The organism is Dokdonia sp. Hel_I_63, from assembly GCF_007827285.1.
Classification (GTDB): domain Bacteria; phylum Bacteroidota; class Bacteroidia; order Flavobacteriales; family Flavobacteriaceae; genus Dokdonia.
Genome location: NZ_VISD01000001.1, coordinates 1,183,266 through 1,197,969, shown reverse-complemented (window position 1 = coordinate 1,197,969; position 14,704 = coordinate 1,183,266). Strand labels below are relative to the sequence as shown.

The following is a 14,704-nucleotide window of genomic DNA, read 5'->3' as shown; positions in this document are numbered from 1 at the left end:
TTACTGTACGTTTTCAGGTTGGTTCTGATTTAACGTAGTAAAATATACGTCCTCTAGAGTTGCTACAGCAGATTCAAAACCTTCTCTTGGCGAGGTTGTACTATAGACTCTCACATCTAAATCATTGGTATCATTAAAGCTCGATGAAATCACATTGTACTGCTTTTGTAGCTCATCTATTTTATCTCTAGAAGCACTTATCTTCCAGATATGACCAGATAGACTTTGCACAAGCTCTTTTGGTGTACTTTGCGATAAGATTCTTCCTCCATTGAGAATTGCCATATCAGTACATAGTTCCTTAACATCATCCACAATATGCGTAGAGAAAATAACAATGTGATTAGTCCCTATCTCACGTAATACATTTAAAAACCGGTGTCTCTCTGCAGGATCTAAACCAGCAGTAGGCTCATCTACAATAATAAGTTTAGGATTATTAAGTAAGAGTTGTGCAATACCAAAACGTTGCTTCATTCCTCCAGAGTAGCCAGCAACGTGCTTATCCCGCACATCACTAAGGTTTGTAACCTCAAGTGCTTTATCTACAATTGCGTTGCGCTCTGCTTTATTTGTAATCCCCTTCAAACTTGCAAAATAATGTAAGAGGTCGCTTGCGCTCATTTTTGGGTACACCCCAAATTCTTGTGGTAAATAGCCCAAGGTTTTTCTAAACTCAATTTTATTGTTAAGAATATCAAGTCCATTAAACTCTATGCTTCCTGTATCTGGTTCTTGAAGCGTGGCTATGGTTCTCATAAGAGATGATTTTCCTGCACCGTTAGGCCCTAAAAGTCCAAACATTCCTGCCTTAATATCTATAGTTACATCATCTAAGGCTTTTACACCATTGCTATATGTTTTTGAAACATTCTTTAAACTGAGAATCATACCTGTTGCTTTTTAGTTGTAGCATAGGTATGACTTATATAGCGTTTGTTACAAGTAATTATATAAATAAAGAAGAAATAGCTAAAGACAGCCTATTTGAGTGCACATAGCTTTGAGAAAAGCTCGCCCTTTAATTTAATTTTATAAAAGAATGCCTTTTGAGACGTTCATCTACATCATTTGCTAAACCAATGTAATTCAAAGAGGATATGAGTTTCATATTGCTCAAAAAGCATTAGCAATAAATAGCATACGAACCTTAGTTGGAAAAACCTTTTATGATAGCCAATCTTGCGCCTAAGTCTAAACATTCTAAAAAAGCTTCTTGTCTTTCTAATAAAAATCCATTTGCATTAAAGACCATTTCATAACTATCAGTTTTTAAACTCATCTCCATTGGATCTATAGAATACTGTTGTTTTGTCAGCCCCAAATAGCGTGATTGTAATACTGAAAAACCAAGCTTTAATAAAATCCACATGGGAGAGAAAGGAATTGGATTAATCTTCTCTTCACCTCGTATTAACTTTATCTCTATAATATCTGATTTGACAATCGGCACTAATGACCGTTTTCCTGAAAAATTTGAGTGAAGTAGCAGCCCTTTACCTCTAATTTCTAAATTGCATTTAGAGTTAACTTTCAATTTTTCTGAACTACTCGTTTTATTCTCAAAAGAACTGAGAAACATTCCAACACCACCTACTACCCTGCGGTTCTTCCAATTAAACTTAAGTGCTTTACCTATAAGTTTATCAATCTTCTTGCTATCAATATTCCCGTCAGTTAAAATCATTTTACAATTTCTAAATAATTTCTTTATGATTTGTCGAACCAATATAATATCGATTGAGACTAGAAGAAAATAATATGTAGATGTAGAAACTCATACAAACCAAAAAAGGCTCCCATTTCTGGAAGCCTTTGTGGGCGCAGAGGGATTCGAACCCCCGACCCCTTGGGTGTAAACCAAGTGCTCTGAACCAACTGAGCTATGCGCCCGACTATTTTTTTTATACAAGAGTGTCGCTTCTTGTTTGTGGGCGCAGAGGGATTCGAACCCCCGACCCCTTGGGTGTAAACCAAGTGCTCTGAACCAACTGAGCTATGCGCCCCGATATTTTATAATCAGGTAACAATAAAATCTTGACTACTGCCTTTCTCTTATTGCGGGTGCAAATATAGAATTAAAGTTTAATAGTTTGAAATCTTTTTGAAGAAAAATTAAATAATTTCTGCTACCACAAAAGTACTACCGCCTATAAATATAAGATCACTTGCGCCAGCTGTCTTTTTTGCAGCACTAAAAGCTTCTTTTACATTAGGATACGCTTTTCCATTCAATCGGTGAGTCTCTGCAGTTTTTCTTAACAATTGCACCTCCATTCCTCTCGGCACATCTGGTTTACAAAAATAATAAGTTGCATAACTTGGAAAAAGAGGCAAAATGCTCCCAAGATCCTTATCAGATACTACACCCAATACAATATGTAATTTTTTATATTTCTCCTTACTTAGCTGCTCAATGACATAAGTCAGCCCCTCTTTATTGTGCCCCGTATCACAAATCACCCTTGGCAATTCTTGTAGTATTTGCCATCGACCTAGAAGTCCTGTATTCTTAACTACATTTTTAAGTCCTTTTGCAATGTGCTGTATTCCCACATGGAAATCTGCGCCTTGCAATACTGAAAATGCTACTTGAACGGTTCTAATATTGTGTTTCTGGTATGAACCTATCAAATCTGATTGCATAGGCATTAAATCAAAATCATAAGCTTTGTATAGTGTTGCGTTACGCTTTTGCGAAAGCGTACTAAAAACATCTTCTGTCTCCTCATGATACTCTCCTATCACTACTGGCACATTTTCTTTTATAATTCCTGCTTTTTCGGCGGCAATACGTGGTAATGTATCTCCTAGAAATTGAGTGTGATCAATACCTATATTAGTAATAACAGACAATACAGGCGTTATAATATTAGTAGCATCTAGTCTACCTCCTAGACCTACTTCAATAATAGCAATATCTACTTTTTTGGTTGCGAAATAAGCGAAAGCCATTCCTACCGTCATCTCAAAAAATGACAGTTGGTGCTCCTCAAAAAAGGCTTTGTGCTTTTTTACAAACCCCATGACAAATTGCTTACTTGCCATCTCTCCATTAATCTTGATACGCTCTCTAAAGTCTTTGAGATGTGGAGACGTATATAAACCTACAGTGTATCCAGCTTCTTGCAACACAGACGCCATCATATGACTTGTAGAACCTTTACCATTAGTTCCCGCTACATGTACCGCTTTAAACTGAGTGTGTGGATTGCCGAGGTATTCTGATAATAATTTAATATTATCTAAATCTGCTTTATAAGCAGCTGCTCCTTTGCGTTGATACATTGGTAATTGAGCAAATAGCCAATCTAAAGTTTCTTGGTAAGTGATAGTGGGTCGCTTTTAAGTGTATGTAAAGATAGGTAGATATTACCTAGGTAATTAACGTGAAAAACTGAGAGTTATATAAATCACTCCATTAATGAGTAAACCTATTAGTCTGAGAGACTAAAACGATATACTATTTTTCCTATTTGCTTAGACGGCGCTCCGGAGTCTGCATTGAACTTTGTTGCTAGCGCTGCGGCTTTTGCTGGCTCAAGAAGACAGCGAGTATTATTAGTAGTTCCACGTACTCCAGGAGTTGCTTTAATAACTTTTCCATTACGATCTACCTCGATACTTACAACTACAGTACCTGCTTCGTTACACTCTTGCTGGCGCTTAGGCTTCCCAAGTGCTTTACGACCTCCTAGTTGGTAATTACCATCTCCATCAAGCCCCTTTCCGGTTCCGTAGTAACTTGAGGCATTAGGGTCGCCATTAGGATCACCTTTATCGCCCGCTTTGCCATCATCACCTTCTCCTGCTTGTGAAGCTCCGTCGCTTTTTGGCCCATTAATTAATGCATCTAAAGCACTCGTAGTAGATTTATCTGGTTTTGGATCTGGCTTTGCCTCCTCTACTGGTTTTTCAATAGGCTTTTCTTTTGGCTTTTCAACCTTAGGCGTAGGCTTCTCTTTTGGCTTTTCTTCTATAACGGGAGCATCTTCAATATCTTGAGTTACTACCTCATCCTTTATCTCTGGCTCTTGCACTGTAGGCTTAGGCTGTGGAGCCGTATTTTTAGGTGCTGAAGCCACCGGTTTTGTAGGTTGCACATTACCAGAACCTACATCGGACGTACCAAAGTTTACAGCAATTCCTCCTTCTTCAGGTGGATCGAGGTATTTCATCCCCACTACAAACATGAGCAATAGTATGATAGCCATCACAATAGTGCTTATGGTAAAGGATTTACGTTTATGTATGGTATCTAAGAATGCCAATTGATGAATAGAAAAAATTAAAAATTAAGCTTTCGCGAAAGCGTATAAAAAAGAAATATGAACTAATTAATTAGGACGTACCGCAAGGACAATTTTGTATTTATTGCGGTTTGCAATATCCATTATCTTAACTGCATTCTCGATAGGAACTCCCTCCTCTGCTCTTAAAATAATGGTAGGATCTTCTACTCCTACAAGTTGGCTTGTAATAAACCCTTCAATACTATTTTCACTTACACGTTCTTTATTAACGTAGTAATCTAAGTCTTTTGTAATACTTACAGAGAGGTTCTGTTTATTACTGGTTTTCCCTTTTGCTTTAGGCAAAATTAGGTCTAGAGCGTCTGGCGTAATGGCAGGTGATGTTAAGAGAAAGAACACAAGTAATAGAAAGACAATATCTGTCATACTACTCATACTAAACTCTGGACTCACTTTATTTCTTCCGCGTAGGTTCATACTAGCTTGGCTCGTTTAGAAGATCTAAGAAATCTACAGCATTTGCTTCCATAGAGTGCACTACTTTATCTGTGCGCACTACTAAGTGGTTGTAACCCATATAAGCAATAATACCTACGATAAGACCCGCTACGGTTGTGGTCATTGCCGTATAGATACCTTCGGCTAGTGTTCCCATTTCTGCTTGTCCTGAGCTAGTAGCTAGTGTATGAAAGGCAAGCACCATCCCAATTACAGTTCCTAAAAATCCAATCATAGGTGCAGCTCCTGCTATTGTAGCAAGTACACTTACATTGCGTTCTAGCTTATACACCTCAAGTTTACCCTGATTCTCTATGGCTGTATTGATATCCTCTAGAGGGCTACCTATACGTGAGATTCCTTTTGCCGTAAGTCTTGAAACTGGAGAATTTGCCTGAGCGCAATATATTTTTGCTCCTTCTATATTCCCAGATTGGACATTATCGCGTATTTGATTCATAAAGTTGCTATCAACTTTAGACGCTGCTTTGATTGCAAATAGGCGTTCAAAATAAATATAAATAGCAACAAATAGCAGTACAAAAAGTACTGCTATTATGATGATTCCTGCTGTACCACCTGTGATAAGCAAGTCTATTATTGATAAAGTCTGCTCTACAGGCTCATCTGTTGTAAGAACGTCTGCTGCATCTTGAGCGCCGTCTTGTAATAAGGTATAAATCATAAATTAGGTCGTTGTGACTTTAATATGAAACGATGGTTATGATATTAAATTGTACGAGATTAAGATCCCATTGTTCCTCCCGTAAGAAGAACAAAAGCAATTGCACCTGCTGCAAATCCAATAAATGCTAACCATGTTATTTTCTTAAGGTACCAGATAAAATCGATACGCTCCATTCCCATTGCTGCAACACCAGCTGCAGATCCTATAATAAGCATACTTCCACCTGTTCCAGCAGAATATGCGATAAAGTGCCATAATAAACTATCTGTAGGCGCTTCATACATACCCATTGATGCCGCTACTAAAGGAACATTATCAATAATTGCAGATAATATACCAAGAAGTACTACTACCACATCTTGATTAGGTACTGCTCCGTTTAAGATTTCGGCTACGTAACGTAAAGTTCCCACTGGATCTCCAGATTCTGAAACTCCGTATACTAGACTTTCAAGTCCAGCAACAGCCATTAAGATTCCTAAGAAAAATAGGATACTTGAAATCTCAATACGAGATAATGCTTTATGAGCACTGTATAAATGCTTACGTTCTTTTGTAAAATCTTCTTCTGGGTGAATATATTCTGATACTAACCACACTACTCCTAGTGCAAGCATCATTCCCATATAAGGAGGAAGGTGTGTTATAGTTTTAAAAATAGGTACAGATACAATCATACCTAGACCTAAGAACAGCATGGTCTTACTACTAAGTAGTCTACCTGCTTCTTCGTCTTCTGTGGTGTCCACAATAATCTCGCCTTTAAATGCTGGCAAATAAGAAGCAATTATAAATGGAAGTACAAAACAAATTACAGAAGGTACTATTACATACTTCACTAGTCCCATTGCAGTAACATTATCAGCAATCCAAAGCATTGTCGTTGTAACATCTCCAATAGGAGACCATGCACCACCGGCATTTGCTGCGATTACCACCATTGCTGCAAACCATAAACGCTGCTCTCTATTTACAATAAGCTTACGTAATAATGTAATAAGTACAATGGTTGCAGTAAGGTTATCAATAATAGCAGAAAGTATGAATGCTAGTATCCCTATAATCCATAATAGTTTTTTCTTACTCTTGGTGCGTACAGCGCCCTTAAGCACCTCAAAACCACGGTGTAGATCTATAATCTCAACAATAGTCATCGCCCCAATAAGGAAGATAAGTATCTCTGCCGTTTTACCTAAGTGGTGTAAAAGCGTGTTATCAAAACCATGCTCTGCTTCGTGCAGTGCATCTCCCGTGAGGGCGGTTCCATTAGGGAAAATGCTATATGCATTTTCATACGTATCAATTACGTCAAACCAGCCCAAATGGAAACCTACCGCTAGGAAAGCCCATATAAGCGATGCCATAATTAAAGCAGGTACCGTTTTGTCTAGTTTAAGAGGATGTTCAAGGGTTATAGAAAGATACCCAATAATAAAAATGAGAATAATTACTGATTCCATAAGTTGTCTGGTTAATTGTAAATATTAAAGTAATTCTTTTAGCGCAATCTCAAAAGCAGTTTTGCTAATATTTTGTTTGCTGCTATTGTTGCTAAAGGTATTTTCGATAGCGTTTCTGATGGTTTGAGACGTATCGTTAAAGATTGCATCGTCCGTCATTTGTACACGACGCTCCATAAAGTATGCAAATACACGAGCCATACCACAGTTTGATATAAAATCTGGTATTAAACTCACTTTTGCATCTGTGTGCTCCATTATAGGGCCAAAGAAAATTTCTTTATCTGCAAATGGCACATTTGCACCGCAAGAAATCACCTCAAGTCCAGTACCTATCATATTATTGATTTGATCTTCTGTAATAAGTCTAGAAGCTGCACATGGAGCAAAAATCTCGGTCTCAAGATTCCATATTTGCTCATTCATCTCTCCAAAAGGGATTAATCCTTCTGAGTTTGCATTTAGTGTATTGCCAGTTTTATTTAGGTACATATCACGTATTTCCTCAAAAGAGAAACCGTCTTTGTTGATAAAGCCTCCTACTATATCGATGATTCCTACCACCTTTGCTCCCATTTGAGCAAGGTAATAAGCTGCTGCTGCTCCTACGTTTCCAAAACCTTGTACAACCGCTCTTTTTCCTTTTACATCACCACCATAAATCTCATAATAATGACGTACGGCCTCTGCAACTCCATATCCAGTAATCATATCTGCAACCGTATACTTACGTGTTACGTCTGGAGAATACACTGGATTTTCAATCACTTTTATCACACCTTGACGTAGTTGCCCGATGCGGTTAATTTTATCTGCCTCTGTAGGCTGGAAGTGACCTGTAAAGACTCCTTCTTGAGGATGCCACACTCCACTTTCTTCGGTGATTGGGATTACTTCATGTATTTCATCTACATTAAGATCGCCTCCCGTACCGTAATAACTTTTCAATAATGGTGACACTGCTTTATACCAGCGCTCTAAAACTCCTTTTTTACGTGGATCTTTAGGATCAAAATTGATTCCAGATTTTGCTCCACCTATAGCAGGTCCCGAGACGGTAAACTTCACTTCCATTGTTTTGGCAAGTGACAATACTTCATTCATATCCAGACCCGTACGCATACGTGTTCCTCCACCTGCAGCACCGCCACGTAATGAATTGATTACAACCCAGCCTTCTGCTTCTGTTTCTGGGTCATTCCAATGGAAAACTATTTCTGGTAATTTATCTTCATAACGCTGTAAAAGAGCTCTCATACTTTCTGATTAGGTAAGCCCAAATATACAATTTAGAAACACCTTGTAGAAGAAGTGTTAATAATTTAAGATTCATATAACATTCCGCTGGCGTGATCCTGCCTTGCACCCGTCACGCTCGCTAGACAGTTCGGGAGGTTTTCAAGTTTTAACACTCCTAACAATCCAAAAATAAGCGCTTCTTTAAATTCAACCAACTTTGCGTCTGGCACAACGAGCTTTACGCTTTCGCGAAAGCGGACACGTTCCAATAAATACGTATTATAAGCACCTCCACCGGTAACAAGTACAGTAGCTCCTTCTTTAAACTGCGCCGCAAGCTGAATAGCAATATGCTCGGTAAACGTGGCCAACACGTCAATAGATGAAGTTTGAGCGGCATCTATAAGTGGAAATATATGCGTGTGCACCCATTCTATCCCAAGAGATTTGGGAGCTGGAAGCTTATAAAACAAAATATCATTTAGTTTATCAAGGAGAGGTTGGTGTACAGTTCCTGTTTTCGCGAAAGCGCCACCATCATCATACTCCTTACCTAATTCCTGTGCATATTTATTGAGCACTACGTTTACAGGAGAGATATCATACGCAATTCTCACACCATTTTCATCTTTAGAAACATTTGCAAATCCACCAAGATTTAGGCAATAATCATAATTACCAAATAAGAGCTGATCACCAATAGGCACCAATGGAGCTCCCTGACCACCCATTGCTACATCTTGCACCCTAAAATCACAAACCACGCGGTGGTTAACTAAAGAGGCAATTTCTGGTAGATTTCCTATTTGCAAAGTAACTCCCTGATCCGGCTGATGGAGCACGGTGTGTCCATGAGAACAGACTACATCAACATCCACAAGTTTGTTATTTTTTATAAAATCTTTAATTACGTGGGCTAGATAAGCTGTATAATCTTTATTAAGAGCGTCTAGGTCTTCTCTACTAAGCAAATGAGCCGTAGAAAGTATATCTTTCCACTTTTTAGGATAAGAAATGGTTTCTGCAACAATAATGTCACTGGTAAACAATGGATATATCGAGTTATCTTTTGATGGAGAAACACCAATTTTTGCATAGGCACAATCAATACCATCTAAGCTTGTGCCGCTCATCACTCCTATAACGTTATAGTTTTTTTGTCCCATTGGTCTAAATCTATTGAGAAAAAGGCAAGAAACAAGTATCTTTGTGTAGATTTTTTAGATAATTCTTAATAATTCAAACACGATGGATTTTAGCTTAACAGAAGAACACATAATGATACGCGATGCGGCTCGCGATTTTGCCCGTACAGAATTACTTCCTGGCGTTATTGAACGTGATAACATCCAGCAGTTTCCTGATGAACTCGTTAAAAAAATGGGTGACTTAGGTTTTATGGGTATTATGACAGATCCTAAGTATGGTGGAGCTGGTATGGATGCTACTTCTTACGTACTTGTTATGGAAGAATTATCTAAAATTGACGCCTCTGCCTCTGTTATAGTTTCTGTAAACAACTCTTTAGTTTGTTACGGTCTTGAAGCTTACGGAAGTGAAGAGCAAAAACAAAAATACTTAACTAAACTTGCTACTGGTGAGATGGTGGGTGCTTTTTGCCTTTCTGAGCCAGAAGCTGGATCTGATGCAACATCACAAGCAACTACAGCAATAGATAAAGGAGATCACTACGTAATTAACGGTACAAAAAACTGGATTACAAATGGTGGTCGTTCTGATGTATATTTAGTTATTGCACAAACCGATAGAGAAAAAGGTCACCGCGGAATCAATGCTTTTATCGTAGAGAAAGGCATGGAAGGTTTTGAGGTAGGACCTAAAGAAGATAAATTAGGAATACGCGGTAGTGATACACACACACTACAGTTTAACGACGTGAAAGTTCCTAAAGAAAATAGAATAGGAGAAGATGGTTTTGGATTCAAGTTTGCGATGAAAACTCTTTCTGGTGGACGTATCGGTATTGCCGCACAAGCATTAGGTATTGCATCTGGAGCATATGAGCTTGCTCTTAAATACTCTAAGGAACGTAAAGCCTTTGGTACAGAAATCTGCAATCACCAAGCAATCGCTTTTAAACTAGCAGATATGTATGTGGAGATTGAAGCTGCACGTCATCTAGTAATGAAAGCAGCATGGGATAAAGACCAAGGAAATAACTACGATATGTCGAGTGCAATGGCTAAGCTTTATGCTTCAAAAGTAGCGATGGAACAATCTGTAGAAGCTGTGCAAATACACGGTGGTAACGGATTTGTAAAAGAATACCATGTAGAGCGCCTTATGCGTGATGCTAAGATTACTCAGATTTACGAAGGAACAAGTGAGATCCAAAAAATCGTAATCTCAAGAGGAGTTATCAAAGGATAAAATCTTCCAATATAGATCAACAAAAAAATGCGGCAATTGCCGCATTTTTTATTTTATATAATATCACTTTACTATCTAAGCTTCCAGCCATTAGTGCTTGTACTCGCTTCAAGCCTATCTTCTACTCCATCCTCTAGCTCAGGAAAGAAATCAATACCCGTAAGTTTCTCAATCTGATCTACAGAGGTTACAAATGTTTTTAATGACTTCTTTGATGCCGAGTGATTCATTAAAAAAGCAATCATTTTTACATCACCTCCTGATTGGTCATAGATAATTTTATAAAATGATTCTGGGACAGTTACTCCTTCTGTACCTATTGCTCCCATTTTATCTTTGAGAACACCTCCTGTTACCACATATACACCATCATACTTTTTTGCCCAATAGCGCACCTGCTGTTCTAGTTCGTTCCATATACCAGCATTAAAATCATGTCGCTGCGGACTAATATTACTTGTCAAAAACGTCTCGTCATAAGCCGCCTTGCTAAATTCTCTATCCCCTGCTGGGCAAAGATGCCCTCTATCATAGCCAGATTTCTTATAATTACGCCAGTGAGCAGACTTTGTCCCTACCTTAGGGTCTACTTCAAAGTATGGGCGTTTAAAATCGGCATTTACGATGTGCTCTTTTTTAAGTTCATAAGCCACCCACTCTGCTTGTTCATCTTTCTCACTATAACTAAGGGAGTAATAATCATGATGCACAATCTGACCCGTAGTTGATGTAGGAAGGAAATAAGTATTTGTAGTAGACTTAGGCTGTTTTCCTTGCTCTACAACTGGTGCATCAATAGCTTGATGAGCATAATTTTCAAATATGTACCATCCTAGTGTAAATAATAGTACTAGTAATGGATAGGTGTATTTTCTTTTCATGTATAAATTAACTTTTCACATCTAGCGCATCTCTCAACGCATTCCCCACGAGCATAAAAGCCATAACGAGTAGCATGATTGCTACACCAGGAATGAGCGCAAGATAAGGTTTCCCAAGAATGATGTAGCTATAGTGGTCTTTAATCATCGCTCCCCAGCTAGGCGTTGGCGGTTGAGCACCAATTCCCAGAAAGCTCAAACCGCTTTCTATTAAGATGGCTCCCGCAAAATTTGCTGCAGATATTACAATAAGTGGCGCAATTACATTAGGTAATATATGTTTGATGATGATTCGTCCGTCTGTATAACCTAGCGCTCTTGCTGCGGTTACATATTGCATTTGTTTTACTCCCATCACCTGGCCTCGCACTACACGAGCGACCTCAACCCACATGGTTAAACCTACTGCAATAAACACCTGCCAGTATCCTTTTCCCAGAGCTAGAGTTATAGCAATCACAAGTAATAATGTAGGTATAGACCAAGTCACATTAATCACCCACATGATTGCAGCGTCAATTTTTCCTCCAAAATATCCCGCAAGCGACCCCATAAGTAAGCCTATGATAAGCGAAATAAATACAGCAACAAATCCTATAGAGAAGGAAATGCGCGCACCTATAAGCATACGACTTAGTAAGTCCCGACCATACTTATCTGTACCTAACAAAAATGTACGTGAGGAAATATTCGCTTTCGCGAAAGCGTTATAATCCTCAACACCATCTATCTCCAGCGTTTTAGGCATTCCCTCTACACCATCGCCTACATACTGGGTGTAAGTAATACTACTTTCTGAAATAGTATACGAAGTGACGGGAATTTCTGTACTCGCATTCTTACTGCCAGAAAACCATTTTGAAAAGAAACTTTGACTCGCATCAACCTGAGCGGGTATAGTGAGTATATCCACCGCAAACCCTGGGCCTTGAGAGTGAATAGAGAGGTGCATTTGATTTGCGTTCTCACTACTATCTGGTGCAATTACATAGGCAAACAATGCTGCAAGACCACATAACACAATATATAGTAAACTCAAAACGCCCCAAAAATTCTTTTTGAATTTTTGGAGCGCTAAGCCTGTTAAAGAATTTGCTCTTTGCGACATGAATTAATCTTTTATCGCAGCAAGTTTATCTTTTCTTATGTTATTTATTTTAAGATCCTTAAGCACATTTAATGCCTCTTCTACATAAGCATCTTTGGCTAAATTCTTGTGCCAGCGATCACGCTTTTCCTTTAAAATAGTATCGCTTTCAAAAAGTTTCTGCTCATAAGGAAGTGACTTGTATGACAACTTCGTATCATAATCATCTATCGCATCAAATTTCTTTGCAAACTCCTCACTTTGCGCAAGACGCTCTTTATACTTTTCATAATTAAGTGACCATTGTTGATCATCTCTACGATCTTTAATCCACTTAGCATAATCATCTACTAGTTGTAAATGCTCGCTTTTAGACATACGTTGCACACTATTTTCGATAGTTTCATCAAAATCTACATAACCATCCCAAACGTCATAATTTGCCGCTTTAATTTTATCCCAAGGAAGTGGGTTTTCTTGATCACGCTCTCCTATGTCGATATACTTAAAACGATCCGGAACCACTACATCACTCTTCACTCCTTCTAGCTGAGTAGACCCACCATTTACACGGTAGAATTTCTGCGTAGTCAACTTAAGAGCTCCAAGATCTCCATAAGGGTTTTTGCGTAAGTACTGATTAAGGTCTGCGACATTTTGCACAGTTCCCTTACCGTATGTTTGTTTACCTCCTATGATGATTGCTCGTTTATAATCTTGCATTGCTGCTGCGAGAATTTCACTTGCAGAAGCAGATATTTCATTTACAAGAATCACAAGTGGTCCATCCCATAAGATAGAAGAATCTGCATCCTCAAGTACTTCTGGTTCATCACCGTTAGAAGCTACCTGTACAATAGGTCCATCTTTAATAAATAATCCAGCAATATCCACCACTGTTTTAAGAGAACCTCCACCATTATTTCTAAGATCAATAACTAGACCTTCCATCCCCTGTTCTTTAAGGCGTTCTATCTCTCTCTTTACATCACTTGCAGCGTTCTTTTCTTTATAATCGTCCATCGTAAAGTAAAACTTAGGAAGATTTACAATTCCATACTTTTTACCATCTTTTTCTACCTCGGCAGATTTTGCATAGGTTTCTTCAAGCTCAACAATGTCTCTTTCTATAGTAATATTCTGAGTGCTTCCATCTAGCTTTGTTTTTACGGTAAGAATAACCTTGGTTCCTTTTGGGCCCTTGATATATTCTATTGCATCCTGTAAACGCATCCCAACAATGCTAATGGCATCTTTCTCGTCTTCTTGGCGCACTTTCATAATAACATCACCTTCGCGCAGCTCATCACCTCTCCATGCTGGACCTCCAGAAATAACATCTGTAATTTTTATCTCTCCGTTTTTCTTTTGAAGTCTCGCACCTATTCCTTGAAACTGACCACTCATCTGAGTATCAAAACGATCTTTTGCTACTGGAGCAAAGTAATATGTGTGAGGATCAAATTCCTCCACTACCGCATTCAAGAAAATAGCAAAGTAATCTTGACGCTCTAGTTCATCTGTAAATTCAAAAAACTCTTTTGTATTATCCTTTACTTCATTTCTAGCCTTAAGCTCTAATGCTTCATCGCTAAGAATTTCCTTAGGTTCATCTGTATTTACAACCTCTTCACCTTCTTCTGGTGTTTTTTCCTGCTCCTCCTTTTTATCAAAATAAGAACTCAATGCATTGAGTTTTAATTGCTGTCTCCAGCGATTTTTAAGCTCTTTCTTATTTTTTGCAAAAGGTTGCTTTTCATAATCTGTATCTAAGATTTCATCTTCGGTAAAGTCAAATGGCTTTTCTAGCAAGTCAGCTTGAATCTCATTTGCTTCCTTTGTACGCTCCATAAGACGTGAGTAAGTAAGATCAAAGAACGTCAAGTCCTTATCTCTAATAGCATCATCTATTTTATCCTTATACTTCTCAAATTCTTCAATATCTTTCTTGTAAAAGAAACGGCGATATGGATCTAATGCATCTATGTAATCATCAAATACCGCTGCAGAGAATTCGTCATTAATATCTTTTGCATCATAATGACCTCTCTCAAGTAAATAAGAAATAAGATCAAGTAATGTCTTATCCTTATCTGGATCATCAAATGACTTTGTAGTAAAACTGCAACTCGCTACCGAGAAGAGGAGAACTACTGCGATTAATTTTAAATTCCTTTTCATAAAATCTTTTATTTGCATGTAACTAG

The 14,704-nt window shown here is 38.2% G+C and carries 13 protein-coding genes and 2 tRNA genes; 1 reads left to right on the top strand and 14 read right to left on the bottom strand.

The genetic code is table 11. From position 1 onward, the window contains the following. The 11 genes from JM84_RS05325 to JM84_RS05275 all read right to left on the bottom strand — a co-directional run bounded on the left by JM84_RS05325 (position 1) and on the right by JM84_RS05275 (position 9,304). Positions 1-891 carry an ABC transporter ATP-binding protein gene (locus JM84_RS05325; RefSeq protein WP_144783095.1) on the bottom strand — a complete coding sequence of 297 codons (891 nt, stop codon included), beginning with the start codon at positions 889-891 and terminating at the stop codon, positions 1-3. Positions 892-1,150: 259 nt separating this feature from the next. Then, positions 1,151-1,687 carry a hypothetical protein gene (locus tag JM84_RS05320; RefSeq protein ID WP_144783093.1) on the bottom strand — a complete coding sequence of 179 codons (537 nt, stop codon included), beginning with the start codon at positions 1,685-1,687 and terminating at the stop codon, positions 1,151-1,153. A 131-nt stretch (positions 1,688-1,818) separates the two neighbouring features. Then, a tRNA-Val gene (locus JM84_RS05315) sits at positions 1,819-1,893 on the bottom strand. Positions 1,894-1,931: 38 nt separating this feature from the next. Then, positions 1,932-2,006, bottom strand: a tRNA-Val gene (locus JM84_RS05310). 109 nt (positions 2,007-2,115) lie between these two features. Continuing rightward, positions 2,116-3,333, bottom strand: a complete 1,218-nt coding sequence (locus tag JM84_RS05305) for a bifunctional folylpolyglutamate synthase/dihydrofolate synthase (protein WP_013750086.1) — start codon at positions 3,331-3,333, stop codon at positions 2,116-2,118. Between the two features lie 104 nt (positions 3,334-3,437). Continuing rightward, a complete protein-coding gene (locus tag JM84_RS05300; protein WP_013750087.1) occupies positions 3,438-4,271 on the bottom strand; it encodes a hypothetical protein in 834 nt (277 codons plus the stop codon). A gap of 66 nt (positions 4,272-4,337) precedes the next feature. Next, complete coding sequence (locus tag JM84_RS05295) at positions 4,338-4,730, bottom strand: ExbD/TolR family protein (protein ID WP_013750088.1); 393 nt, start codon at positions 4,728-4,730, stop codon at positions 4,338-4,340. Position 4,731: 1 nt separating this feature from the next. Next, a complete protein-coding gene (locus tag JM84_RS05290; RefSeq protein ID WP_013750089.1) occupies positions 4,732-5,436 on the bottom strand; it encodes a MotA/TolQ/ExbB proton channel family protein in 705 nt (234 codons plus the stop codon). Positions 5,437-5,495: 59 nt separating this feature from the next. Continuing rightward, positions 5,496-6,899 carry a sodium:proton antiporter NhaD gene (gene nhaD, locus JM84_RS05285; protein ID WP_013750090.1) on the bottom strand — a complete coding sequence of 468 codons (1,404 nt, stop codon included), beginning with the start codon at positions 6,897-6,899 and terminating at the stop codon, positions 5,496-5,498. Positions 6,900-6,923: 24 nt separating this feature from the next. Beyond that, complete coding sequence (locus JM84_RS05280) at positions 6,924-8,156, bottom strand: Glu/Leu/Phe/Val dehydrogenase dimerization domain-containing protein (protein WP_144783091.1); 1,233 nt, start codon at positions 8,154-8,156, stop codon at positions 6,924-6,926. 65 nt (positions 8,157-8,221) lie between these two features. Further along, positions 8,222-9,304, bottom strand: coding sequence for an anhydro-N-acetylmuramic acid kinase (locus JM84_RS05275; RefSeq protein WP_144783089.1), 1,083 nt, complete (start codon positions 9,302-9,304; stop codon positions 8,222-8,224). Between the two features lie 82 nt (positions 9,305-9,386). Here JM84_RS05275 and JM84_RS05270 point away from each other — a divergent pair, with 82 nt between their 5' ends. Beyond that, entirely contained in the window at positions 9,387-10,529 is a 1,143-nt protein-coding gene (locus JM84_RS05270; RefSeq protein WP_013750093.1) for an acyl-CoA dehydrogenase, read from the top strand. A gap of 71 nt (positions 10,530-10,600) precedes the next feature. Here the strand turns inward: JM84_RS05270 and JM84_RS05265 are convergent, their stop codons facing one another. From JM84_RS05265 to JM84_RS05255, 3 genes are read right to left on the bottom strand one after another with little or no spacing between them, the layout of a single operon-like run. After that, positions 10,601-11,410 (bottom strand): DNA/RNA non-specific endonuclease, encoded by an 810-nt coding sequence (locus tag JM84_RS05265; protein WP_144783087.1) that lies wholly within the window; start codon positions 11,408-11,410, stop codon positions 10,601-10,603. A 7-nt stretch (positions 11,411-11,417) separates the two neighbouring features. Then, positions 11,418-12,518: an ABC transporter permease gene (locus JM84_RS05260; protein WP_144783085.1), complete on the bottom strand. Its 1,101-nt coding sequence runs from the start codon at positions 12,516-12,518 to the stop codon at positions 11,418-11,420. Between the two features lie 3 nt (positions 12,519-12,521). Further along, complete coding sequence (locus JM84_RS05255) at positions 12,522-14,678, bottom strand: carboxy terminal-processing peptidase (protein WP_144783083.1); 2,157 nt, start codon at positions 14,676-14,678, stop codon at positions 12,522-12,524. Between the last annotated feature and the right edge of the window lie 26 nt (positions 14,679-14,704).

Coding starts and splice junctions, on each gene's coding strand:
- JM84_RS05325 (WP_144783095.1), bottom strand. CDS start 891: ATGATTCTCAGTTTAAAGAATGTTTCAAAAACATATAGCAATGGTGTA.
- JM84_RS05320 (WP_144783093.1), bottom strand. CDS start 1,687: ATGATTTTAACTGACGGGAATATTGATAGCAAGAAGATTGATAAACTT.
- JM84_RS05295 (WP_013750088.1), bottom strand. CDS start 4,730: ATGAACCTACGCGGAAGAAATAAAGTGAGTCCAGAGTTTAGTATGAGT.
- JM84_RS05290 (WP_013750089.1), bottom strand. CDS start 5,436: ATGATTTATACCTTATTACAAGACGGCGCTCAAGATGCAGCAGACGTT.
- nhaD (WP_013750090.1), bottom strand. CDS start 6,899: ATGGAATCAGTAATTATTCTCATTTTTATTATTGGGTATCTTTCTATA.
- JM84_RS05280 (WP_144783091.1), bottom strand. CDS start 8,156: ATGAGAGCTCTTTTACAGCGTTATGAAGATAAATTACCAGAAATAGTT.
- JM84_RS05275 (WP_144783089.1), bottom strand. CDS start 9,304: ATGGGACAAAAAAACTATAACGTTATAGGAGTGATGAGCGGCACAAGC.
- JM84_RS05270 (WP_013750093.1), top strand. CDS start 9,387: ATGGATTTTAGCTTAACAGAAGAACACATAATGATACGCGATGCGGCT.
- JM84_RS05265 (WP_144783087.1), bottom strand. CDS start 11,410: ATGAAAAGAAAATACACCTATCCATTACTAGTACTATTATTTACACTA.
- JM84_RS05260 (WP_144783085.1), bottom strand. CDS start 12,518: ATGTCGCAAAGAGCAAATTCTTTAACAGGCTTAGCGCTCCAAAAATTC.
- JM84_RS05255 (WP_144783083.1), bottom strand. CDS start 14,678: ATGAAAAGGAATTTAAAATTAATCGCAGTAGTTCTCCTCTTCTCGGTA.